Source organism: Bradyrhizobium sp. MI1.7 (assembly GCF_055811795.1).
Map to the genome: position 1 here is coordinate 26,198 of NZ_JBVVPO010000053.1, position 23,086 is coordinate 49,283.

25 protein-coding genes are annotated in these 23,086 nt (G+C 64.1%); 11 read left to right on the forward strand and 14 right to left on the reverse strand.

The features are described 5' to 3' along the window. Nucleotides 1-49: 49 nt before the first annotated feature. On the forward strand, nt 50-523 hold the full coding sequence (locus AC0L3X_RS34380) for a hypothetical protein (RefSeq protein WP_063980265.1): 474 nt from the start codon (nt 50-52) through the stop codon (nt 521-523). A 119-nt stretch (nt 524-642) separates the two neighbouring features. Further along, nucleotides 643-2,877, forward strand: coding sequence for an ATP-binding protein (locus AC0L3X_RS34385; protein ID WP_084794914.1), 2,235 nt, complete (start codon nt 643-645; stop codon nt 2,875-2,877). 273 nt (nt 2,878-3,150) lie between these two features. Here the strand turns inward: AC0L3X_RS34385 and coaA are convergent, their stop codons facing one another. The 7 genes from coaA to hisB form a co-directional block, all read right to left on the reverse strand. Next, a complete protein-coding gene (gene coaA / locus AC0L3X_RS34390) occupies nt 3,151-4,107 on the reverse strand; it encodes a type I pantothenate kinase (RefSeq protein ID WP_028150152.1) in 957 nt (318 codons plus the stop codon). 25 nt (nt 4,108-4,132) lie between these two features. Next, nucleotides 4,133-4,453, reverse strand: a complete 321-nt coding sequence (locus AC0L3X_RS34395) for a phosphoribosyl-ATP diphosphatase (RefSeq protein ID WP_028150153.1) — start codon at nt 4,451-4,453, stop codon at nt 4,133-4,135. A 79-nt stretch (nt 4,454-4,532) separates the two neighbouring features. Then, complete coding sequence (gene hisF, locus AC0L3X_RS34400) at nt 4,533-5,306, reverse strand: imidazole glycerol phosphate synthase subunit HisF (protein ID WP_063980266.1); 774 nt, start codon at nt 5,304-5,306, stop codon at nt 4,533-4,535. A 10-nt stretch (nt 5,307-5,316) separates the two neighbouring features. Continuing rightward, on the reverse strand, nt 5,317-6,054 hold the full coding sequence (gene hisA / locus AC0L3X_RS34405) for a 1-(5-phosphoribosyl)-5-[(5-phosphoribosylamino)methylideneamino]imidazole-4-carboxamide isomerase (protein WP_063985972.1): 738 nt from the start codon (nt 6,052-6,054) through the stop codon (nt 5,317-5,319). Continuing rightward, a complete protein-coding gene (hisH, locus tag AC0L3X_RS34410; RefSeq protein WP_063980267.1) occupies nt 6,051-6,701 on the reverse strand; it encodes an imidazole glycerol phosphate synthase subunit HisH in 651 nt (216 codons plus the stop codon). The genes hisA and hisH overlap by 4 nt, the downstream gene beginning before the upstream one ends. Next, the gene (locus AC0L3X_RS34415) at nt 6,698-7,228 is read right to left on the reverse strand and encodes a DUF2628 domain-containing protein (RefSeq protein ID WP_063980268.1); all 531 of its coding nucleotides are present in this window, start codon (nt 7,226-7,228) and stop codon (nt 6,698-6,700) included. The genes hisH and AC0L3X_RS34415 overlap by 4 nt, the downstream gene beginning before the upstream one ends. A 65-nt stretch (nt 7,229-7,293) precedes the next feature. After that, entirely contained in the window at nt 7,294-7,887 is a 594-nt protein-coding gene (hisB, locus tag AC0L3X_RS34420) for an imidazoleglycerol-phosphate dehydratase HisB (RefSeq protein ID WP_028150158.1), read from the reverse strand. A 190-nt stretch (nt 7,888-8,077) separates the two neighbouring features. On the opposite strand from hisB, the gene hslV reads away from it, so the two are divergent. From hslV to AC0L3X_RS34445, 5 genes are all read left to right on the forward strand, one after another. After that, the gene (hslV, locus tag AC0L3X_RS34425; protein WP_028150159.1) at nt 8,078-8,638 is read left to right on the forward strand and encodes an ATP-dependent protease subunit HslV; all 561 of its coding nucleotides are present in this window, start codon (nt 8,078-8,080) and stop codon (nt 8,636-8,638) included. Nucleotides 8,639-8,655: 17 nt separating this feature from the next. Then, nucleotides 8,656-9,141, forward strand: a complete 486-nt coding sequence (locus AC0L3X_RS34430; RefSeq protein ID WP_063980269.1) for a GNAT family N-acetyltransferase — start codon at nt 8,656-8,658, stop codon at nt 9,139-9,141. Continuing rightward, complete coding sequence (locus tag AC0L3X_RS34435; protein WP_063980270.1) at nt 9,138-9,755, forward strand: DUF2585 domain-containing protein; 618 nt, start codon at nt 9,138-9,140, stop codon at nt 9,753-9,755. The genes AC0L3X_RS34430 and AC0L3X_RS34435 overlap by 4 nt, the downstream gene beginning before the upstream one ends. 49 nt (nt 9,756-9,804) lie before the next feature. After that, nucleotides 9,805-11,109 carry an ATP-dependent protease ATPase subunit HslU gene (gene hslU / locus AC0L3X_RS34440; protein ID WP_063980271.1) on the forward strand — a complete coding sequence of 435 codons (1,305 nt, stop codon included), beginning with the start codon at nt 9,805-9,807 and terminating at the stop codon, nt 11,107-11,109. Between the two features lie 203 nt (nt 11,110-11,312). Next, complete coding sequence (locus tag AC0L3X_RS34445; RefSeq protein WP_063980272.1) at nt 11,313-12,437, forward strand: hypothetical protein; 1,125 nt, start codon at nt 11,313-11,315, stop codon at nt 12,435-12,437. On the opposite strand, the gene AC0L3X_RS34450 is transcribed toward AC0L3X_RS34445, so the two are convergent. From AC0L3X_RS34450 to AC0L3X_RS34460, 3 genes are read right to left on the reverse strand one after another with little or no spacing between them, the layout of a single operon-like run. Continuing rightward, the gene (locus tag AC0L3X_RS34450; protein ID WP_063980273.1) at nt 12,434-13,024 is read right to left on the reverse strand and encodes a Smr/MutS family protein; all 591 of its coding nucleotides are present in this window, start codon (nt 13,022-13,024) and stop codon (nt 12,434-12,436) included. The two genes, AC0L3X_RS34445 and AC0L3X_RS34450, sit on opposite strands and share 4 nt — an antisense overlap. Next, on the reverse strand, nt 13,021-14,574 hold the full coding sequence (mltA, locus tag AC0L3X_RS34455) for a murein transglycosylase A (RefSeq protein ID WP_063980274.1): 1,554 nt from the start codon (nt 14,572-14,574) through the stop codon (nt 13,021-13,023). The genes AC0L3X_RS34450 and mltA overlap by 4 nt, the downstream gene beginning before the upstream one ends. Beyond that, complete coding sequence (locus AC0L3X_RS34460) at nt 14,552-15,259, reverse strand: Tim44/TimA family putative adaptor protein (RefSeq protein ID WP_063980275.1); 708 nt, start codon at nt 15,257-15,259, stop codon at nt 14,552-14,554. The genes mltA and AC0L3X_RS34460 overlap by 23 nt, the downstream gene beginning before the upstream one ends. Before the next feature lie 413 nt (nt 15,260-15,672). On the opposite strand from AC0L3X_RS34460, the gene secB reads away from it, so the two are divergent. Then, nucleotides 15,673-16,158 carry a protein-export chaperone SecB gene (gene secB, locus AC0L3X_RS34465; RefSeq protein WP_028150166.1) on the forward strand — a complete coding sequence of 162 codons (486 nt, stop codon included), beginning with the start codon at nt 15,673-15,675 and terminating at the stop codon, nt 16,156-16,158. Here secB and dnaQ read toward each other — a convergent pair. Genes dnaQ through AC0L3X_RS34485 form a run of 4 tightly spaced genes read right to left on the reverse strand, consistent with a single transcriptional unit; the run spans nt 16,155 to nt 18,978 of the window. Then, on the reverse strand, nt 16,155-16,871 hold the full coding sequence (gene dnaQ / locus AC0L3X_RS34470) for a DNA polymerase III subunit epsilon (RefSeq protein WP_063985973.1): 717 nt from the start codon (nt 16,869-16,871) through the stop codon (nt 16,155-16,157). The two genes, secB and dnaQ, sit on opposite strands and share 4 nt — an antisense overlap. Before the next feature lie 27 nt (nt 16,872-16,898). Further along, the gene (gene coaE, locus AC0L3X_RS34475; RefSeq protein ID WP_063985974.1) at nt 16,899-17,498 is read right to left on the reverse strand and encodes a dephospho-CoA kinase; all 600 of its coding nucleotides are present in this window, start codon (nt 17,496-17,498) and stop codon (nt 16,899-16,901) included. Between the two features lie 23 nt (nt 17,499-17,521). Further along, on the reverse strand, nt 17,522-18,130 hold the full coding sequence (locus AC0L3X_RS34480) for a Maf family protein (RefSeq protein WP_063980276.1): 609 nt from the start codon (nt 18,128-18,130) through the stop codon (nt 17,522-17,524). A gap of 8 nt (nt 18,131-18,138) precedes the next feature. After that, nucleotides 18,139-18,978 (reverse strand): pyruvate, water dikinase regulatory protein, encoded by an 840-nt coding sequence (locus tag AC0L3X_RS34485; protein WP_028150170.1) that lies wholly within the window; start codon nt 18,976-18,978, stop codon nt 18,139-18,141. A gap of 459 nt (nt 18,979-19,437) precedes the next feature. Here AC0L3X_RS34485 and hemJ point away from each other — a divergent pair, with 459 nt between their 5' ends. The 3 genes from hemJ to mnmE all read left to right on the forward strand — a co-directional run bounded on the left by hemJ (nt 19,438) and on the right by mnmE (nt 23,062). Then, nucleotides 19,438-19,872: a protoporphyrinogen oxidase HemJ gene (hemJ, locus tag AC0L3X_RS34490; RefSeq protein WP_028150172.1), complete on the forward strand. Its 435-nt coding sequence runs from the start codon at nt 19,438-19,440 to the stop codon at nt 19,870-19,872. Between the two features lie 247 nt (nt 19,873-20,119). Next, entirely contained in the window at nt 20,120-21,385 is a 1,266-nt protein-coding gene (gene rho / locus AC0L3X_RS34495; RefSeq protein ID WP_045004625.1) for a transcription termination factor Rho, read from the forward strand. A 318-nt stretch (nt 21,386-21,703) separates the two neighbouring features. Beyond that, on the forward strand, nt 21,704-23,062 hold the full coding sequence (mnmE, locus tag AC0L3X_RS34500; RefSeq protein ID WP_063980279.1) for a tRNA uridine-5-carboxymethylaminomethyl(34) synthesis GTPase MnmE: 1,359 nt from the start codon (nt 21,704-21,706) through the stop codon (nt 23,060-23,062). Nucleotides 23,063-23,086 lie beyond the last annotated feature (24 nt).

The window sequence follows — 23,086 nt, forward strand, 5'->3', positions numbered from 1 at the left end:
CAAGCGTTCCCCTATGAGTTCCACACAGGGCCCGGGCGAGTAGAGTGTCATGTTGCGTTTCAAGATCCTGGCCTCGGTTGTTCCCCTGCTGGCGGCCGCGGTGTTCGCCCGCGGCGAGATCGGATCGGTCTCGCATCCCTGCATCGCGCTGGGCGAGACTTCAGTCGAGCTGACATCCCTGTTCTGGACGGCCGGCGTCCATGTCGCCTTCACCGACGATCTGTCGCGGGCCACGGTGCGGGTTCAGATCACCGACGATCCGGACGCGGCGGACTTCGCGGTCGTGGACGACGGTCTCGGCTCCGAAACGGATTCCTGTCAGGCCAATCCGGCGACGCGCCTCATCACGATTGCCGCGGAGCCGGTCGACGGCGGTCCGGTGATTTACCTGTCCACCGACGGGCCGGCCGATTACCGCATCTATGTGCGCTCGAAGACCTTTTCGCAGCGCGAGGCCGCGGCGCTGATCGTCGGTGCCAATGGCGGCCACCGCCCGCTCCCGCTCCAGGCCGCCTCGCTCTGAAGCGTTAACACCTCGTCAACCCTGTTTGGAGGCCGAACCAAAGCCTCAAGCTGTTCGCAAGGTCGGCGAGACATCGTCGCAATTGGCGACGCGGGGTTTCGGAGCAAGAGTCGGGGTCGATGGCGATGGATCGGACGTTCCGGATCAAGGTGCGCATGCGCCGCTTCAGGCGACAGCATCCCCGCATCGCGTTCGCGATCCGCTCCTTCATGATTTTCTCGGCGACGTTCGGCGGCGCCTATGGCTTCGTCTCCGGCAGCCGCTCCGAGAACTCCGGCTACGATCCCAATACGTTTGCGGTCGGCGCGAGCTTCCTGTTCGCGCTCGCCTGCCTCGGCCTCGCCACGCTCAGCATGCGGCTGCGCTTCGTCAACAAGCGGATGCGTAAGCTCGCCGCCCACAACGAGACGCTGATCGACCGCAATTGGGAACTGAAGGAAGCGGAGGAGCGCGCGCGCAGCCTGTTCGAACAGCAGGGCGATCTGATCGTGCTGCGCGACCACCAGGGCCGCATCTCCTTCGCCAACGACGCCTATTGCGCACTCGCAGGACAGGGGCGCAACGCGCTGGTCGGCACGCGTTTCGATTTCGACGTCCTCGAGCAGGGCGACAGCGCCCGCGAAAGCAACGGCACGCGCATTCACGACCAGAGGATCACCACCCCGCACGGCGCGCGCTGGATCGCCTGGCGCGAGGGCTATGTCCGTCTCGATGCCGGCCAGCCCGCCGAATTGCAGAGCGTCGGACGCGACGTCACCGACCGCACCGAGACCGAGCGCGCGCTGTCGGACGCGCGCGACCAGGCCGATGCCGCCAACCGCGCCAAGTCGCGCTTCCTGGCGATGGCCTCGCATGAGATCCGCACGCCGCTCAACGGCATGATCGGCATGGGCGGCCTGTTGCTCGACACCACGCTGACGCCGGAGCAGACGACCTATGCCAGGGCGGTGAAAACCTCCGGCGAAGCGCTGATGGCGCTGATCGAGGAGCTGCTCGACTATTCCAAGATCGAGGCCGGCAAGCTCGATCTCGACCAACGCCCGTTCGCGCTCTCGACCATGATCGAGGAGATCACCGAGCTGCTCGCGCCGCGCGCGCAGGCAAAGACGCTCGAGATCGCCGCCTATGTCGACGAGCGCCTGCCGCTCGAGGTCGTCGGCGATGCCGCGCGGTTGCGCCAGGTGCTGCTCAACCTCGCCGGCAACGCCATCAAGTTCACCGCGACCGGCGGCGTCGCGCTGATCGTCGAACCCGGCATCTGGCCGAACGAGATCAGCTTTCTGGTGCGCGACACCGGCATCGGCATCGCGCCCGAGGCGCGAACGCGCATCTTCCGCGAGTTCGAGCAGGCCGACGAGCGCGTCGCCCGCACCTATGGCGGCACCGGGCTCGGCCTTGCCATCAGCGAACGCATCGTCAAGCGCATGGGCGGCCGCATCACCCTGGAGAGCGAGCCGGGCAAGGGCTCGACCTTCGACGTCGCGATCCCGCTTGCGCCATCGCAATCCGGCGCGGGGCAGACGGCGTTCCCGAGCCCTGATCTCACCGGCAAGTCGATCCTCCTGATCGCCGACGGCATCGAGGCCTCGCTGATCGCGCGGCGGCTGGAGCGCTGGGGCGGACAGATCTGCCTCGTCTCGGATGGAGCCGTCGCAGAGGCGCTGCTGCCGGAGCGCTCATGGCATGCGGTGCTGGTCGATCGTGCGATCGGCGCCGCCATCGCCGACCATCTCGGCGAGGTCGCGCGCAAGCATGCGACGCAGCGGCTGGTGCTGCTGACGTCGAGCTCGCGTCACGAGAAATTTTCAGCTTCCTTCACCGGCTTTCTGATCAAGCCGCTGCGCGCAGCTTCGCTCGCGGCACGTCTCGCGCTGACGCCGGAGGTCGCCTCGCCCGAACTGGCGCCGGAGCCGCCGGCCGCCTCCCCCGCCGGCGTCGTAACGGCAAAGGGTCTGTCGATCCTCGTCGCCGAGGACAACGAGATCAACGCGCTGCTGATGCGCTCGCTGCTGACCAAGCTCGGCCACCGCGTCGTCATCGCGGTTCATGGCGAGGCGGCGCTGGAATCCTGGCTCGCCGCGTCATCCGCCGGCACGCCCTACGATCTCGTGCTGATGGACATCCAGATGCCGCAGCTCGACGGCATCGAGGCGACGAAACGCATCCGCACGCATGAGGCGGCCAAAGGCGGCCACCACACGCCGATCCTCGCGCTCACCGCCAATACGCTGGTGGAGGATCGCTATGCCTGTTTCGAGGCGGGCATGAACGGATTTCTGATCAAGCCGCTCGACCGCGACAAGCTGGACGAGGCGCTGGCCGGGCTGGCGGCGGCGCGGCATCTGGCGGTGTAGGAAGGTCTCTCCTCCGTCATTGCGAGGAGCCCTTGCGACGAAGCAATCCAGAATCCCTCCGCGGAAAGATTCTGGATTGCTTCGCTGCGCTCGCAATGACGATGTGGCTGCAGGCGTGCGCCAATCACCGATGCCGTAGGGTGGGCAAAGCCAACGGGTCGCGCGAATGCGCGCCCAATGACAGGCTCCGCGTGCCCACTATTCACATTCGACAATGCAGATAGACGGTGGGCACGGCGCTTCGCGCCTTTGCCCACCCTACGATACCGCGGCCTATAGCCGTCGCAGCGCCACGCTTGCCACGGTGTGGTCGGCGCCCTTCTTCAGGATCAGCGTCGCGCGGGGGCGGGTCGGCAGGATGTTATCCTCGAGATTGGCGAGGTTGGTGCGTTCCCAGATCGCGATCGCGGTGGCGGTGGCTTCCTCGTCCGACAACAGCGCGTAGCGATTGAAGTAGGATTTCGGATTGGTGAACGCGGTGTCACGCAGCGCCAGGAAGCGCTTGATGTACCATTGCCGCAGCGCCGCCTCGTCGGCGTCGATATAGACCGAAAAGTCGAAGAAGTCGGAGACGACGGGCACCGCCTTGCCGTCGCGCGGCAGCTTGCCGGTTTGCAGCACGTTGACGCCCTCGACGATCAGGATGTCCGGCTGGTCGATCTCGGCCCACTGGTTCGGCACGATGTCGTAGGTCAGATGCGAATAGACCGGCGCGCGCACGTGGCGGCGGCCTGCCTTGATGTCGGAGAGGAAGCTGAGCAGCAGCGGCAGGTCGTAGCTCTCCGGAAAACCCTTCTTCTGCATGATGCCCTGCCGCTCCAGCACGGCGTTGGGATACAGAAATCCGTCGGTGGTGATCAGTTCGACCTTCGGACGCGGCGACCAGCGCGCCAGCAGTGCCTGAAGCACGCGGGCCGTGGTGGATTTTCCGACCGCGACCGAACCAGCGACGCCGATGATGTAGGGCATCTTGCGGTCGCGGATGTTGAGAAACTGGCGCTCTGCGTAGTACAGGCGCTGCATCGCATCGACATAGATCGACAAGAGGCGCGACAGCGGCAGGTAGATGTCCTCGACCTCCTGCAAGTCCAGGCGATCGTGCAGCGAGCGCAGCCGGTCGAACTCGCCGGGCTCCAGCGTCATCGGCGTGTCGTCGCGCAGTCGCGACCACTGCTCGCGCGTATAGACGCGGTACGGATTATACTGCTGCTCGGGTGCGCGGATATCCATGACGCGACCTTTCCGTTGGGATCTACTAACCCTTGCGGGACGCCTTTTCTTCCAATCCGGACATATTCGTCCGCTTGTCCAGCGCGGCCTCGACCTCCTCCAGCTTTACGCCGCGGGCCTTGAGCAGCACAAGGAAGTGATAGAGCAGGTCGGCACTTTCAGCGATCAGATGCGCGCGATCGTTTTCGACTGCTGCGATTACGGTTTCGACTGCCTCCTCGCCGAACTTCTTGGCGCAATGCTCGGCGCCCTTGTCCAGGAGCTTACGGGTATAGGACGCCTCGCCGCCGGCCGCCGCGCGGGCGTCGATGGTGTCGGCCAGATCGTGGATCGTGAAACGCGACATCGGAATTACTCGAACAACACACAAGGCCACGGAGGCCATTCCCCGTAGGCCTATGTAGCATTTTTATGATCGGGAGTCGTCAGGCATCGAGGCGCATGGCCAGTCCGCGCCGGGCCATGTGCTCCTTGGCTTCGCGAATGGTGAATTCCCCGAAATGGAAGATCGAGGCGGCCAGCACAGCTGTGGCGTGGCCGTTGCGGATACCGTCGACGAGATGATCGAGATTGCCGACGCCGCCCGAGGCTATCACGGGAACGGGAACGCTGTCGGCGATCGCCCGGGTCAGCGGGATGTCGAAGCCCTGCCGGGTGCCGTCGCGGTCCATGGAGGTGAGCAGGATTTCACCAGCACCGAGCGAGACCACTTCCTGGGCATATTCGATGGCATCGATGCCGGTCGAGTTGCGGCCACCATGGGTGAAGATCTCCCAGCGGTCGCCGCCCGGACGCTTGACCCGCTTGGCGTCGATCGCGACCACCACGCATTGTTCGCCGAATTTCTCGGCAGCTTCCTTGACGAACTCGCGCCGCGACACCGCGGCGCTGTTGATCGAGACCTTGTCGGCGCCGGCGCGCAGAAGCGTCTTGATGTCGTCAACCTTGCGCACGCCGCCACCGACGGTCACGGGCATGAAGCAGGCCTCCGCCGTACGCCGGACCACGTCCAGCATGATGCCGCGGTTCTCGTGGGTCGCGGTGATGTCGAGGAAGGTGAGCTCGTCGGCACCGGCGGCGTCATAGGCGATCGCGGCTTCGACGGGATCGCCGGCATCGCGCAGGTCGACGAAGTTGACGCCCTTGACGACCCGGCCGTCCTTGACGTCGAGGCAGGGGATCACGCGCACCTTGAACATGTGTCGGCTCCTAGGCGGTGCGCGCGTTGCGGATCAAGGTGAGGGCGGCGGCGGGATCGAGCCGGCCGTCGTAAAGCGCACGGCCGGCGATCGCGCCGGCGAGCTTCCTGGCGCGCGGCGTCAGCATCGCCTTGACGTCCTCGATCGAGGCGAGGCCGCCGGAGGCGATCACGGGAATCGAGATCGCATCTGCCAGCGCAATGGTCGCATCGTGGTTGAGGCCCTTGAGCAGGCCATCGCGCGCGATGTCGGTGAAGATGATGGCGGCGACGCCGGCATCCTCGAAACGCTGCGCGATTTCCAGCACCGTCACCTGCGAGGTCTCGGCCCAGCCTTCGACGGCGACCTTGCCGTCACGGGCATCGAGCCCGACCGCAACGCGGCCGGGGAATTTCCTTGCAGCCGCCTTCACCAGTTCAGGGTCGCGCACCGCGGCGGTGCCGATGATGACGCGGGTGATGCCCTTGTCGAGCCAGGCTTCGACGGTCGCGAGATCGCGAATGCCGCCGCCGAGCTGCACCGGGATCTTGATCGTCTTGAGCATCGCCTCTACCGCCTGCGCATTCACCGGCTTGCCGGCAAAGGCGCCGTCGAGATCGACGACGTGGAGATACTCGAAGCCCTGTTCGACAAAGCTCTGCGCCTGGGCCGCGGGATTGAGGTTGAACACGGTCGCGCGCGCCATGTCGCCTTGCTCGAGGCGCACGCACTGGCCGTTCTTGAGGTCGATCGCGGGAAAGAGAATCACGGTTTCCATCGCAAAAAGTTCGAGATCAGGGCCAGGCCGAAACGCTGGCTCTTCTCGGGGTGGAATTGGGTGCCGATGGCGGTGTCCTTCGCGACGATCGCGGTGACCGGTCCACCGTAATCGGCGCGCGCGAGCACGTCCGCCTCGTTGGCGGCGTTGAGGTGGTAGGAGTGCACGAAATAGGCGTGCTGGCCCTTGGGGCCGAGCGGCAGCCTGTCCAGCACCGGATGCTCCTGCAGCAGGTCGAGCGTGTTCCAGCCCATGTGCGGGATCTTCAGGCTCTCGTCGCGCGGCATGATCTTCTCGACGTCGCCGCCGACCCAGTTCAGGCCCTCGGTGATGACGTGTTCCTTGCCGCGGCTCGCCATCAGCTGCATGCCGACGCAAATACCAAAGAAGGGCCGCGCCTTGACGCGGACCGCTTCGGTGATCGCCTCGACCATGCCGTTGACGGCATCGAGCCCGCGCCGGCAATCGGCGAAGGCGCCGACGCCCGGCAGCACCAGACGGTCGGCGCCGTAGGCCTGATCCGGATCGCTGGTGACGAAGACCTTTTGCGGAATCTCCAGGCTGCGCGCGGCGCGCTCGAACGCCTTGGCGGCGGAATGCAGATTGCCTGAACCGTAATCGATGATCGCGACGCTCATCTTGACCCTCCCGGTTCCGGAAACAATCCAATGATGCCGCCCGACGGCAGCGGTGGCGGATTTGAGAATTGCTGACCCGGCACGTTGCGGGTTGGCGGCGGGCCGCCGCGATCGACGGCCCATTGATCGTTGACGATGCCGCGCTGCTTCAGGCTCCAGCGCTCGAAGAAACGCCGCTCGGCGGTGTCCTCGTCGTCGGAGATGACGACGTCAAGCTGGCGCCACTTGCCGCGCGACAGTGTCCAGCGGCGCAGGCTCGAGGCCTCGAAACCCATCAGCACCGCGATGATCATATTGGCCAGGAAGATCGAGCTGCGGCCAACGCCGAGGCTATGCAGCCCTGCATCGAATGCAGCCAGGAAAATCACCCAGCCGATCAGCGCCAGCCAGAGCCTGTTCCAGAGCAGCCAGAACGGACCCAAAACCATCGCCCAGAAATGAAAACCGTCGCGCACGAAGACGAACTTGTCGGTCGCGCGCAGATCGGCTCCGGCAGGGGAGGGAGCATGAACTGTGTAGACAGGCATGGTGATGCCCCGTTCCTAGGAATTCAGTGATACCGCAAGCGGCGCGTGCCGCGGGCCGAAAGACGTCAGCCGCCGAGCGAACCCTTGGTGGACGGGATTTCGCCCACGGCCTTCGGATCGATCGCGACGGCAGTGCGCAGCGCCCGCGCCAGGCCCTTGAAGCAGGACTCGGCGATATGGTGGCTGTTATCGCCATATAGGGTCTCGACGTGGAGAGTCACGCCGGCGTTCATGGCGAAGGCCTGGAACCACTCGCGCACCAGCTCGGTATCGAACTCGCCGATCTTGTCGCGGGGGAAGTCGGCCTTGAACACCAGGAACGGACGGCCCGAGATGTCGATGACCACGCGCGACAGCGTCTCGTCCATGGGCATGTGCACGCCGGCATAGCGGGTGATGCCCGCCATGTTGCCGAGCGCCTGCTTGACCGCCTGGCCCAGCGCGATGCCGGTGTCCTCGGTGGTATGGTGATGATCAATGTGCAAATCGCCAACCGCCTTGACCGTGAGGTCGATGCGGGAATGGCGGGCGAGGAGATCGAGCATATGGTCGAAAAAGCCGATGCCGGTCGCGATATTGGACACGCCGGTGCCATCGAGGTTCACGGTGACCTCGATGTCGGTTTCCTTGGTCTTGCGCTTGATCGTCGCGGTGCGCATTGAAAAGCGGTTTCCATTCTGGTTTTGGACCGAAAACGGCGGTCTTTTAACAGTCAAATGACGCCTTCGCTACTGCGGGAACGGCTGGCCGGGCCTCTACTTCTGCCTATGGTGAGCGAAATGGGCCCGGAGCGGCCCGTTGTACGGTCGGTCCCGACCGCCTAAATCAGGTCCGACAACGAGGTATTTGATGCAGGATTCCCAGAACAGCGCACCGGGCTGGCACGGCACCACGATTTTGACGGTCCGCAAGGGCGGCAAGGTGGTGATCGGCGGCGACGGCCAGGTCTCGATCGGCCAGACCGTGATCAAGTCCAACGCCAAGAAGGTGCGAAAACTCGGCAAGGGCGACGTCATCGGCGGCTTTGCCGGCGCCACGGCTGACGCCTTCACGCTCTTCGAGCGGCTCGAATCCAAGCTCGAGCAGTATCCGGGGCAGCTGACCCGGGCTGCGGTGGAGCTCGCCAAGGACTGGCGGACAGACCGCTATCTGCGCCGCCTGGAGGCTATGATGATCGTGGCCGACAAGGACGTCTCCCTGGTCCTGACGGGCACCGGCGACGTGCTGGAGCCCGAGGCCGGGGTCATGGCGATCGGCTCTGGCGGCAATTACGCCCTGGCCGCTGCGCGGGCCTTGATCGACACCGACAAGGATGCCGAGACCATCGTCCGCCGCTCCCTCGATATCGCCGCCGACATCTGCGTCTACACCAACCGCAATCTGACCATCGAAAGCCTGGCGACCGGCTAGGCCAGACCGAACAGGACATGGCGCCCGCCTACACCTTCCGCCCGATGAGCCCGGCCGATTTGCCGCTGATCCGGCGGTGGCTGGGCGAGGTGCATGTGCGGGAGTGGTGGGGCGATCCGGACGAGCAGTTCTTGCTGGTGAGCGGCGATCTCGATGAGCCGGCGATGGACCAGTTCATCGTGTTGGCTGGCACCCACCCGTTCGGCTATCTTCAATGCTATCGCCTGACAGCCTGGAATACCGGCTTCGGGCCGCAACCGGAGGGCACCCGTGGGATCGACCAGTTCATCGGCGAAAGCGACATGATCGCGCGCGGCCACGGCTCCGCGTTCATCCGCCAGTTCGTCGACGGCCAGTTGCGGCAGGGCCTGCCACGCATTGTCACCGATCCCGATCCGCTCAACGCACGCGCCGTGCGCGCTTATGAGAAGGCCGGCTTCGTCCGCGACCGCATGGTCGAGACGCCGGACGGGACGGCGCTGCTGATGGTGCGCGAGCCGTGACGCTGACGAGCACGCACGAGAGCAAGGTCGCCGTACCGCCATTGGCCTGGGTCGGCATCGCACTGCTGCTGCTGGCGCTGCAGGCCTCGATCTTGTTCGCGATGGGGCGGGTGCCGATCTGCACCTGCGGCTATGTAAAGCTCTGGCATGGCGTGGTGAACAGCTCCGAGAATTCGCAGCACATCGCCGACTGGTACACCTTCTCTCACATCCTGCATGGCTTCCTGTTCTACGGCTTGACCTGGCTGCTGTTCGCGCGCCTGCCCTTCCTACAACTGTCCTGGCCGGCACGGCTGATCGTCGCCATGCTGATCGAAGGCGCCTGGGAGATCGTCGAGAACTCGCCCTTCATCATCGAACGCTACCGTGCCGGCACGATCTCGCTGGATTATTTCGGCGACAGCATCGTCAATTCGATTTCTGACAATCTGGCCATGATGATGGGGTTCCTCGCCGCGCGCGTGCTGCCAGTCTCGGTGACCGTCCTGCTCGGGCTCGCCTTCGAGATCATGCTCGCGCTTCACATTCGCGACAATCTGACGCTCAATATCCTGATGCTGATCCATCCGATCGACGCCGTGAAACAGTGGCAATCGGGCCCGCCCATCATCTGACGTAAAATGCGGCTTGTCCCGACCCGCATCTGATCCTAGCTAAGGTCCCATGACAGACTTCTCTCCCCGCGAAATCGTCTCCGAACTCGACCGTTTCATCGTCGGCCAGGCCGATGCCAAGCGCGCGGTCTCGATCGCGCTGCGCAACCGCTGGCGCCGGCAGCAGCTCTCCGGCTCCTTGCGCGAAGAGGTACTCCCGAAGAACATCTTGATGATCGGCCCCACCGGCGTCGGCAAGACGGAGATCGCGCGACGGCTCGCCAAGCTCGCGAACGCGCCGTTCCTGAAGGTGGAAGCGACGAAATTCACCGAGGTCGGCTATGTCGGCCGCGACGTCGAGCAGATCGTGCGCGATCTCGTCGAGGTCGCGATCGCCCAGGTGCGTGAGCGCAAGCGCAAGGACGTGCAGGCACGCGCGCAGCTCGCCGCCGAGGAGCGCGTGCTCGACGCGCTGGTCGGCGCCAATTCCAGCCAGGCAACGCGCGAATCGTTCCGCAAGAAGCTGCGCGCTGGCGAGCTCAACGACAAGGAAATCGAGATCGAGACGCAGTCCTCGGGCGGCGGCATGCCGATGTTCGAGATCCCGGGCATGCCCGGCGCGCAGATGGGCGCGGTGTCGCTCGGCGACATCTTCGGCAAGCTGGGCGGGCGCAGCAAGACGCGGCGACTGACGGTGGAGAACTCGCACGAGATCCTCGTCAATGAGGAATCCGACAAGCTGCTGGATACCGACCAGCTCACGCTGGAGGCGATCAGCGCGGTCGAGAACAACGGCATCGTGTTCCTGGACGAGATCGACAAGATCTGCGCACGCGACGGCCGGGTCGGCGGCGACGTCTCGCGCGAGGGCGTGCAGCGTGACCTGTTGCCGCTGATCGAAGGCACCACGGTCTCGACCAAGCACGGCGCGGTGAAGACCGATCACATCCTGTTCATCGCGTCCGGCGCCTTCCACGTCGCGAAACCGTCCGACCTGTTGCCGGAATTGCAGGGCCGCCTGCCGATCCGCGTCGAACTGCAGGCACTGACCCGCGACGACATGCGGCGCATCCTGACCGAGCCCGAGGCCTCGCTGATCAAGCAATATATCGCGTTGCTGCAGACCGAGGGCGTGACGCTCGACATCACCGCCGACGCCATCGACGCCCTGGCCGACGTCGCGGTCGCCGTCAATTCCACCGTCGAGAACATCGGCGCGCGGCGGCTCCAGACGGTGATGGAACGGGTGCTGGACGAAATCTCCTTCACCGCCCCCGACCGCAGCGGCGAGACCGTCAAGGTCGATGCGGATTTCGTGCAGAAGCACGTCGGCGACCTCGCCAAGAACGCCGATCTGAGCCGGTTCATTTTGTAATTCGGCTGCGGCCACGCTATGGATGCCGCTGTCGTCCCTGCGAAAGCAGGGACCCATAACCACCAGCGGCTCTTGTTGAAACAGATGGCGACCACGATCCCGGCTCGAACGACTTCCTGTGGTTATGGGTCCCGGATCTGCGCTCGCTGTGCTCGCTTGTCGGGGACGACGGCGGAGGTAGATCGCGTCAGTTCGGGTGCGGCGTGATCGCCCAGATTCAGAAAAATCCCTGGCGTCTCCTGCTCGCGATCAACGCCGCGGTCATCGTCGGCGTGTTCGTCCACAAGATCCAGCTGCCGCCTTACGTCCCCTACATCCACCTCCTCGTCGACTATCATTTCGGCTTCATCAAGCGCGCGCTGATCGGGGCCATCGTCGCGCTGTTCACGGACAAGGTGCCGGTTTGGCTGGTGTTCGCGCTCGGCGGAGCGACGTGGCTGGTGACGCTGGGGCTGTACGCAAGGCTATTCCAGAAAACGTTCGGCTTCACCGCGAGAACGCTGCCGCTGTTCGTCTTCATCGCGGGCTCGCCGTTCTTTCTCAAGAACTTCATGCACACGCTCGGCCATTTCGACATCTATGGCTGCGCGCTGGCGATCATCCTGCTGCTGATGCCGGCGGGCTCGCTGCTGTTCGTCGCAATGGCCGCGCTGTTCTCGATCGTCCTCGTGCTGATCCACCACATTCATCTGCTGATGTATGTGCCGACGATCATCGCCATCGTCGTGATCAGGCACTACCTCGCCTACAGCGTCACCAAGACGAATGTCGCGTTTGGTTTGGTGGCATTGCTTGGCGTGAGCGCGCTGTTCTTCGCGGCGCAATTCCTGGGAACGATGCCGATCCCGGAAGCGGATTTCGTTGCCTACCTGAAGACCCGGATGGCTGATCCGGCGCGGACCGACCTGCTGCAATTCGCCTACATCTGGTACCAGCCGCTGGCGAAGGAGGTTTCGGATACCTGGGGCCGCCTGCCGCACAACATCCTCGGCGTGCCGGTGTTTGCCCTGCTGATCTGGCTGCACACGCCACTCTGGCGCTATTTTGCCGGCGTGATCGGCGCGCTCGCGAACGACCTGCACCGGCGCCTCGTCATCGCGGCGCTGATCGGCATCAGTCTCGCCTATCTCGTGATGTTCGCGATGGTGTTCGACTATTCGCGCTGGATCTCGAACTGGGCGGTCTGCCTGTTCCTGATCCTGCACGCGGTGAAGATGCTGCCGGCCAAGTACAATGCACCGCTGATCGCGTCGGAGGATCGGAAGACAAATATCTTCGGCCTGATCCTCACGCTGATCCCGCGCGTCGGAATCGTCCGGCCGTTCTAATACCTCGCCCGGCGTATCCGCACATAGAGCGCGCCCTCGCCGCCATGGCCGATATGCGCCTCCTCGAAGCCGACGACGAAGGCGCGGAATTCCGGCAGGCTCAGCCATTCCGGCACCTGGCGGCGGAGCACGCCGCTTTCGCCGCCGCTCCGTCCCTTGCCAGTGATGACGAGCACGAAGGTCAGGCCGTCATCATGGGCGCGGTGCAGGAAGCCGGTCAAGGCCCGGTGGGCGCGTATCTGGGTCATGCCGTGCAGATCGAGCCGCGCCTCGATCTCGCTGCGGCCGCGCGACAATTTTGTGCGCTCGCGCTTGCCCAGCGGTGCCAGCGGCGGCATGGCCGGCTTTGCCATGCGCACCGCCGGCGCGGCAGCGATCGGCCGTGGCGATGGCGCAGATCGCGTAGCCGGCGCTGCCGGTGAAGGCTCAGTGCGCGGCGGGGCGTGTGTCTTTGCCACGCGATGCTTCCGCAGCGGCTTGACCTGTTTTGCGACCGCATCCCACAGCGCGCGCTCCTCCTCGCTCAGCGCACGGCGGCGCGGCGAGGTACGAGGCTCCAGCACGGGCGGACGGGACGATCGCTTCATTGCTGCCGATGGGGACGATTCTTGACTGGCCGCCGCGGCTCCTGAACGGGCTCTATCACGGGACGCGGCACCGGCAACGGGACCGGATTGGCAACGGCGACGGTCTCACCCTTACCTTGCGCCACGGCTGCGGCCGGAGCCGCGGGCTTGGTCTGATCCTTGGGCGAATCCTTGGCAGGATCGGTCTGCGGAAACAGCCTTGCGATCTTCTCCGAGGGACGCGGGTCCGGCACCGGCAACTTCGCGGCGCGTACTGCGGGATCGAGGCCCTTCGGTACCAACATGACGAAGTGCATGGGATGGCGCAGCCGTCCCGAGACACGGCCGGCATCCGCGCCGGCGCCGAAATAGAGATCGGCGCGCGCGGGGCCGATGATGGCCGAGCCGGTGTCCTGCGCGATCATCAGCCGGTGGAACGGCGTCTTGGAGCGTTCGGAATCGATCGGCAGCTCGCCCTCGATGAAGAACGGCGTGCCGTAGACGTGCAGTGCCTTGTCGACCGCGATCGAACGGCCGGCGGTCAGCGGAATGCCCTGCGCACCCACCGCTTCTTCCTTGTCGGACAGATTGACCTCGCGGAAGAAGATGTAGGATCGGTTCTGGCGGCGCAGATCCTTGGCGCCATCGGGGTTCTGCGCCATCCACTCCCTGATCTTCTGCATCGACATCTCCTCCTTCGGAATGATGCCGCGCTCGATCAGGACACGGCCGACGGCCGTGTAGGGATAGCCGTTATAGGCGTCGTAATTCAGCCGGACCGTGCCGCCGTCGTCGAACTTGATCCGCGCCGAGCCCTGGATCTGGGCGAACAGCAGATCGGTCGGGTCCTTCAGCCAGGCGATCTCCAGCCCGCGGCCGGCGATCTTGCCGTCCTCGATCTCGCCGCGATCGTAATAGGGCACCAGCTTGCGGCGGCCGATCTTGCGGTAGACCGGGCCCTTGTTGGGCAAGCTGACCGAGTCCTGCTTGTAGCCGCGCACGAACAGGTTCGACGGGCGACGATAGACCGGCACGTTGAAGACGTCGGTCTGCGTCCGCGATCCCTCCAGCACCGGTTCGTAATAGCCGGTGACGAAACCGTCGGGCTCGCCGAGGCGCGAGATCCGCAGCGGTGCAAAATTCTCCTCGAAGAAGGTCCTGGCTTTGCCGTCGTCGGTGAGCTCGAGCGACTTGGCGGCCCTGCAGGGCTCGCTCAGCGAGCCGCCAAGCGCCTTCGGTTCGGCCGCACCGGTCTGCGCGTTGATCGTCCGGCAGCTCGCGCGGAACGTCTTGTAGGCGGCGAGATGGTCGTCGTCGCTCCAGCCTTTCACGTCCGTCCAGGTCAGCGGCAGATATTGCGCACCGGGGATTTCGAACGGCAAAGGGAGCTGCGGATAGGGCAAGGCGCGCGGCGGGGCGGCGGCAAGTGCCGGGAGATGATGGTGATGGCTGCGATAGTGACGCCGCGCCGCCTCGGCGCCGAGCGAAAACGACGACAGCACGACGGCACCTGCGCAAAGCGCCGTCGCGCTGTTCTTCAGGAAATTCTTAATTCGCGCTTCCGGTGCCAACCAGCTTCCAGTTTGGATCGCGAGAGGTGATATCGCGGGCGAAGGTCCAGATGTCGGTGATGTCGGCGACCGTGTCCGCACTACCGTCGACGATATTGCCGCTCTTGTCGCGGGTGGCCGAGATCATCTGCGAGACGAATCGTATGGTGAGCTGAGCCGTGCGGTCGCGCAGCTCGGCGCCGACGAGCTCGGCCTTGTCGATCGAGACGAAACGCGTCTCGGTCTTCTGCTCATACTTCTCGCGTTCCTTGATGGCGGCGTCGAAGCTATCATAGACCTCCGACGACAGCAGGTCGCGCAACGCGCGGCGGTCGCCATTGGCAAAGGCCAGCACGATCATCTCATAAGCGCCGCGGGCGCCCGAGATGAAATGGCGCGGGTCGAAGGTGGAATCCTTGTCGACGATGGCATCGAGACCCTGGGCGAGCGCGGTGCCCGGCTCGGTCAGGCCCTTCCAGCGGTCGGAGGGCGGAGCCGGCTCGGCGGTCGGCGCCAGCGGGGCCTGGTCGATCACCTTGCCCGGCATGGTCACGACGTTCTTGTCCTGGGCACCCCCCAGCGCATTGCGGGCGGCGGTGCGGTCGAACGGCGGCCGCTCGTTACCCGTCCGCTGTCCCAGCACGCTGCGCAGCCTCAGAAAGATGAAGACCGCCAGCGCCAGGAAGATGATGGTGTAGATGTCCACGTCGTATTCGCTTTCTGGTCTTCGCTGAAAGGGGCCGTCTCGGGTCGTCGCCGGGAAAATCAATCCGGCCAGTAGACCGTTCCATACGGGAACGGCAAGTCTACATCACCATTTTAGGTCCGCGCGTCTGGTCCTCGGGATGTAGGCACGAAATCTTGCCCGGCCAATGGCGCCTTTTGGCACAGCGCCGAGTGTAGCGCGTTTTATGCTTAAGGGGAAACCCGATCCTGCCCGGAAATCGCGCATCTTCAATCGTTTAACGCGCGATTTCGTCAGGAGGGCCGGGTGAACGTCACAATTGCGGGGGCGGCGCGGATACCCGATCCGGGGCCGTTCGTCCTTGTGGAGTGAGGCGGCCCTATGTTAGCCAACCGCCGCGAAATTCAGCCCAAATCGGGTAAGGAGAGACTCTCATGACCAACGGCAACGGCACCCCTCCCGAGGCGGCCCAGGCTGCCCAGCTCAACGTTCTGGCGCAGTATATCAAGGACCTTTCGTTCGAGAATCCGAACGCGCCGACCTCGCTCCAGCAGCAGGGCCAGCCGCCCCAGATCAACATCCAGATCAATGTCAGCGCCATCAATCTCAGCGAAACCGAGTTCGAGGTGACGCTGTCGGTCGAGGGCAAGGCCGAGACCGCCGGTAAGATCATGTTCTCGTTCGAGCTCGCCTATGCCGGCGTGTTCCGCATCACCAACGTGCCGAAGGAGAATTTGCATCCGCTGGTCATGATCGAGTGCCCGCGTCTGCTGTTCCCGTTCGCCCGCGAGATCATCGCGACCGCCGTGCGCGACGGCGGGTTCCCGCCCCTGATGCTGGATCCGGTCGACTTCGTCGGTCTCTATCGTCAGAACATGGAGCGGCAAATGGCCGCTCAGCAGACGAGCGGTCAGGCCTAAACAGCCGGAGGGGCGGCTGGAGCGGGCAGGAACTCGTTCCAGATCGCCTTGTCGCCGAGCGTTGCGATAAAGGCCCGATGGGCCTCGCGCTCGGCATCGGAAATCCGCGGCGCGAGCGGCACGGTCCGCTGCCGCCGCGGCACATCGCCAGCCGCATTGGCGCGAATGTCCTCGCCTTCCGAAGCGAGGAGCAATTGCGATTGCCGCGCCCCGACCAGATCGACATAAACTTCGGCCAAGAGTTCGGCGTCGAGCAGCGCGCCGTGCTTGGTGCGGTGTGAATTGTCGATCGAATAGCGCGAGCAGAGATCGTCGAGCCGGTTCGACACGCCCGGATGCTTGCGCCGCGCCAACAGCAGCGTATCGACCAGCCGCTCGCGCGGGATCGCGACGCGCTTGACCTTGTCGAGCTCGGCGTTGATGAAGCCGATGTCGAACGAAGCGTTGTGGATCACCAGCGGCGCATCGCCGATGAACTCCAGAAACGGGTCGACGACCTCGTGGAACAGCGGCTTGGTCGACAGGAACTCGGCCGACAGCCCGTGTACCGCAAAGGCTTCCGCCGGCATGTCCCGTTCGGGATTGATATAGACGTGATACGTCTGGCCCGTCGGCATACGGTTGAAAATCTCGACGCAGCCGATTTCGACCAACCGATCGCCGCGGAGCGGATCGAGGCCAGTGGTTTCGGTGTCGAGAACGATTTCACGCATGATCAAGAGGCCGTGTGAGGCAGCGAATCAGGCTCGCCGCTGCGGCATCTTAACGACCTCGGCCAGAATGTGCGTGATTTGGGCGCGCACGGGTTCAAGTCCGTGTGACGTATCCACTACGAAATCGGCCCGCTTGCGCTTCTCGGCATCCGGCGTCTGCTTGGCGATGATCGCGTCGAGCTTGGCCTCGTCCATCGTGCCGCGCTCCAGCACACGCTTGCGCTGGAGTTCCGGCGAGGTCGACACCACGACGACGGCGTCGACCCGCTTCTCGCCGCCGGTTTCGAACAGCAGCGGGATATCCAGGACCACGACGGGCGCCTTGGCTGCTTCCGCATCGGCGAAGAATTTTTGCCGGGAGGCGCCGAGCATCGGATGAACGATCTGTTCGAGCTGCTTGATCGCGGCCGGATCATGCACGACGCGCGCGGACAGTTTTGGGCGATCAACCTTGCCGTTCGAGGTGGTGCCGGGAAAGGCGGCCTCGATCGCGGGCGCGGCCTCGCCCTCGTAGAGCTGATGGACAGCGGCATCGGCGTCATAGACGGGAACGCCGGCCTCCGCGAACAATTTCGCGGTGGTGGATTTTCCCATCCCGATCGAGCCGGTCAGTCCAAGGATCCGCATCAGCAGGCAGCCGTTCCTGTCGTTCACACTGCAACTAGCCGTTCGCGCCGCAGGAACGCAAGCAACGGCAGCAGCGGCAGCCCGAGAATGGTGAAATGGTCACCCTCGATGCGCTCGAACAGATGGCTGCCGAGACCTTCGAGCTGATAGGCGCCGACACTGGTCGTCACCGCATCGCCGGCGGCGTCGAGATAGGCGGAAAGCTCCGTCTCGGTCATCGGCCGCATGGTCATGCGGGCCACCGAAACATCCTCGAAAACGATCTTGCCATCTCGCGCCACGGCCACCGCGGAATTCAGCGCGTGGCTTTTGCCGGCGAGGTCGAGCAATTGCGCCATCGCCTCTGCGCGGCCTGCAGGCTTGTTGAAGAGACGCTCGCCGAGAGCCAGGGTCTGGTCGGCACCGATCACATAGCTCCCCGGATGACCGGCCGAGACCGCCTTGGCCTTCTCACGCGCCAGCAGCAGGGCGATGTCATGCGGGCCTGAAAGTTTCGAGGCGGCCTGAATGCCGCGCTCGTCGATATCGGCCGCAATCGCCTTGAACTCCAGTCCGGCACTAGCCAGCAGCATCTTTCGCGCGCTGCTCTGCGAGGCCAGTATCAACGGAGTTTCGCCGCGCCAGAGAGACATCGCCGAAACTATCCCGTAGGCCGGTTGCGCTGGCGGTCACTGTAGAGCTTCATGATCGCCGCGGCGGTTTCCTCGATCGATCGCCGCGTGACGTCGAGCAGCGGCCAGTCGTGCTTGGCGCTCAGCTTGCGCGCGAACGCGACCTCGTCGGCGACCGCCTGCCTGTCGGTATAGGTGTCGCCGCTGGTATCGGCACCCATCGAGAGCAGGCGGTTCTGGCGCACCTGGATCAGGCGTTCCGGCGTCGCATGCAGGCTCACCACCAGCGGCCGCGTCAGGGTCTCCAATTGTGCCGGCACCGGAATGCCCGGAACCAATGGCACGTTGGCGGTGCGGATGCCGCGATTGGCTAGATAGATCGACGTCGGTGTCTTGGAGGTGCGTGAGACGCCGACGAGCACCACGTCGGCATCGTCGAGGCCTTCGACATGCTGGCCGTCGTCGTGGATCATCGTGTAGTTCAGCGCGTCGATGCGCTTGAAATATTCCGCATTGAGGACGTGCTGGGCGCCGACGCGGCCCGTGGTCGCGGCGCCGAGATAGGCTTCGAACAACTGCATCACCGGCCCGATGATCGACAGGCTCGGAACGTTGATCTGCTTGCACTTGTCCTCGAGCCGAGAGACCAGATCCTTCTCCAGCAGCGTGAACAGCACGATCCCCGGCGCCTCCTCGATCTCGTCGAGCACGCGATCGAGCTGCTTCTGGCTGCGCACCAGGGGATAGACATGCTCGACCGGGGTGACGTTGGCGTACTGCGCCGCGACGGCGCGCGCGACGGTGATCAGCGTCTCTCCGGTGGAGTCGGAGACCAGGTGGAGATGGAAATAATTGTTCGAGGTCGGCACAAAAGCCCTTTGTATGGAGGCGGTGTGGTTTGTGGATTTCTGTGGACCTTAACCCCTCGGAAAGGGTTGCGCGACACCAGGGGCGGGACAAGTGCCAATTTTCTTCACACCACTGCCCATCGGAACAAGTCCGGCGACCTGTTGAGAGGAAAACGGGATTGCGCGGACAACCCCCTTGATAAGCTGCCGACAGAAACGCGCAAGCCTTTGAAGCTGGCCGACTTATCGAAGGCCGCAGGAAGCATCAGGGATATGTTGATGGATGTGAACAAGCGCACGTGAACGTGCGGACGGAATTGTGTGAGTCCTATTCACGGTCACATAGACTCAAACCTTAAGAATCTAAGATTCTAGATTAGAGGAAGGCGCTACGGACGGATAAGTGTGTAGGGTGAGACCTTAACGAGTTCTTACTATCCCCAGCGTTCCCTGCGCTGGACAGAAAGCCGGGCGCAGAAAATGTTCGAAGACGTCTATCTCTGGATCAAGGCGCTGCACGTGATCGCCGTCATCTCCTGGATGGCGGGCATGCTGTATCTGCCGCGGCTGTTCGTTTATCACTCCGAGGCCGAGATCGGCTCGAAGCAGTCGGAAACGTTCAAAGTGATGGAACGCCGGCTGCTCAAGGCGATCATCAACCCCGCCATGATCGTCACATGGCTTGCCGGGCTCTATCTCGCCTGGTCCGGCCACTGGTTCTCTTTCGGCTGGCTGCACGTAAAACTGGCACTGGTCCTGGCGATGTCTGGGGTCCACGGCTTTTTTTCACGCTGGTGCAAGGATTTCGCCGCCGACCGGCGTCCGCGTAGCCAGAAATTCTATCGAATTATCAATGAGGTGCCGACTGCTCTGATGATTTTGATCGTCATCATGGTGATCGTGAAGCCGTTCTAGGCAAGGCTTGCGATGAATCGCTCAGCGCTTCGGCTTGCGGAGTGGAAAGCGATTTTCTATATTGGCGACATCCCACCCAACGCAGGCGGATGTGGTTTTGTCTGAGCTTTCCAGAGGCCGGACACCGCATCAGGTTTGAAGCCTCACCGGCGCTCTCCTTGCCAGACCTGCGGACCTTACCTTCTCGCGTCCGCATTTCAGAGCCTCCTCGCACCCCCTCCCAAGGTTACCCCACAGGACCACCCCAATGCGGGAAATTAAACTCCAGGACCTCAAGTCGAAGACGCCGGCCGAGCTTGTCTCGTTCGCGGAAGAGAATGGGGTCGAGAATGCCAGCACCATGCGCAAGCAGGAGCTGCTGTTCGCCATCCTCAAGCAGCTCGCGATTGCTGAAACCGACATCGTTGGCGAGGGCGTCGTCGAGGTGCTCTCCGACGGCTTCGGATTCCTCCGCTCGCCGGACGCCAATTATCTGCCGGGACCGGACGACATCTACGTTTCGCCCTCGCAGATCCGCCGCTTCGGTCTGCGCACCGGCGACACCATCGAAGGCCACATTCGCAGCCCGAAAGAGGGCGAGCGCTATTTCGCGCTGCTGAAGGTCAACACACTCAATTTCGAGGACCCGGAAAAGGCCAAGCACAAGGTCAATTTCGACAACCTCACGCCGCTGTTTCCGAATCAGCGCTTCCGCATGGAAATCGACGATCCGACGCGGAAAGACCTTTCTGCAAGGGTGATCGACATCGTCGCGCCGATCGGCAAGGGCCAGCGCGCGCTGATCGTCGCGCCGCCGCGCACGGGTAAAACCGTGCTGATGCAGAACATCGCGCATTCGATCGCGCACAATCACCCCGAATGCTATCTGATCGTGCTGCTGATCGACGAACGTCCGGAAGAAGTCACGGACATGCAGCGCTCGGTGAAGGGCGAGGTCGTTTCGTCGACCTTCGACGAGCCGGCGGTTCGTCACGTCCAGGTCGCCGAGATGGTGATCGAAAAAGCAAAACGTCTGGTCGAGCATGGCCGCGACGTCGTCATCCTGCTCGATTCGATCACGCGCCTGGGCCGCGCCTACAACACCGTGGTGCCGTCATCCGGCAAGGTCTTGACCGGTGGTGTCGACGCCAACGCGCTCCAGCGCCCGAAGCGCTTCTTTGGTGCCGCCCGCAATATCGAGGAGGGTGGTTCGCTGACGATCATTGCAACCGCGCTGGTCGATACTGGCAGCCGCATGGACGAAGTCATCTTCGAAGAGTTCAAGGGCACCGGTAACTCCGAACTGATCCTGGACCGCAAGGTCTCGGACAAGCGCACCTTCCCGGCGATCGACATCTCGCGCTCCGGCACCCGCAAGGAGGAGCTCATCACCGATCCGCAGGTGCTCAAGAAAATGTACGTGCTCCGCCGCATCCTGAACCCGATGGGCACCATGGATGGGATCGACTTCCTGCTCGACAAGCTGCGCTCGACCAAGAGCAATTCAGAGTTCTTCGACTCGATGAACACCTGAGTGCGATGCAGCATGAGATCAGAGGGCGCCTCCGGGCGCCCTTTTTCGTTTGTGCGGCTTTGCTGCGGAAGAAATGCAGCATGGCGATGGGACGAAAGGAAAATCGGATCTTCCGTAAGTTATTGATATATTTACATAATACTTGACGCTGCCTGACCATTTGGTGCTTGGGCGAGGCTGCCTCTGCAGCAAAATGCTGCGCTTTATGTTGCATCGCAATAGAGCCGTTGCTGCGGGCCAGAGCGCAGCAAAAGGGGGGGCGTCGGCATCGCGAGAACGGGCCGTTTGCCTTTTCCCCGCCAGCCGGACAAATAGGCCATGCATCCGCGAGACCAGACCATCTTTGCGCTGTCGTCCGGCCGTGCGCCCAGCGCGATCGCCGTGGTGCGCGTCTCGGGCCCGCAGGCCGGCCTCGCACTCACGACGCTGGCGGGGAAGCAGCCGGCGCCGAGACAGGCCAGCCGCCGGCTGCTCCGCGATGGCGCGGGCCAGGCGATCGACGACGCGGTCGTGCTCTGGTTTCCGGGGCCGGCCAGCGCGACCGGCGAGGACGTCGCCGAATTTCACGTCCATGGCGGCCGCGCGGTGCTCGCGGCGCTCCTCTCCGCGGTTTCCCTTATTCCGAATACGCGCGCGGCCGAGCCCGGCGAATTCACGCGGCGCGCCTTCGAGAACGGCAAGCTCGATCTCACGGAGGCCGAGGGTCTCGACGATCTCATCCATGCCGATACCGATCGTCAGCGCCGCCAGGCGCTGCGCCAGTTGCAGGGCCTGCTCGGCGATCGCGCGCGCGACTGGCGCGAGCGCATCATCGAGGCGTCGGCGCTGATCGAGGCCGGCATCGATTTTTCCGACGAGGGCGATGTGCCAGCCGAGTTGAGGGCGCCAGCGGTGAAAGCGATCAAAGCGCTGTATGACGAAATCACAGAAGTCCTTGCGGCACAGGGACATTCTGAACGCCTGCGCGACGGCCTGGTGGTCGCGATCGCCGGCGAGCCGAATGTCGGCAAGTCGACGCTGATCAATCAGCTCGCGCGCCGCGAGGTCGCGATCGTCTCGCCCTACGCCGGCACCACGCGCGACGTGATCGAGGTGCAGCTCGATCTCGACGGCTACCCGGTCACGGTGATCGACACGGCTGGCATCCGGGAGACCGACGATCCCGTGGAGCAGGAAGGCGTGCGCCGAGCGCGAGCCCGAGCCGAAGACGCCGACCTCGTGCTGTGGCTAGTCGAGGGTGGCCACGCCGTCGATCCGGGCGCGATGCAATCGCTGGTGAAGTCCGGCCCCGGGCGTGATCAATCGAGCGGCGCGGTCTGGATCGTCCGCAACAAGATCGATCTGGGCGAGGCGGGGGAGGTCGGGCCGCGCGGCGAGTTCGGGATCTCGGCGAGCCGGGGGGACGGCGTTCCCGACCTGATCGACGCTCTCGTGAAATTCGCCGCCGAGTTTTTCGGGACCACCGAGGGCGCATTGGTGACCCGGGCCCGCCAGCGAGATCTGTTGCGCCGGGCCTCAGACAGCTTGCGCCGGAGCCTGGAGCTTGTAGAAGACGGCGAAGAGCTTGCCGCCGAAGAGCTGCGCGCTGCGGCCTATGCCTTGGGTCGGCTGTTGGGCCGGGTCGACGTCGAGGACGTCCTCGGGGCCATCTTCCAGAAATTCTGCATCGGAAAATAGGACTAGTTCTTCATTGTAGAACTA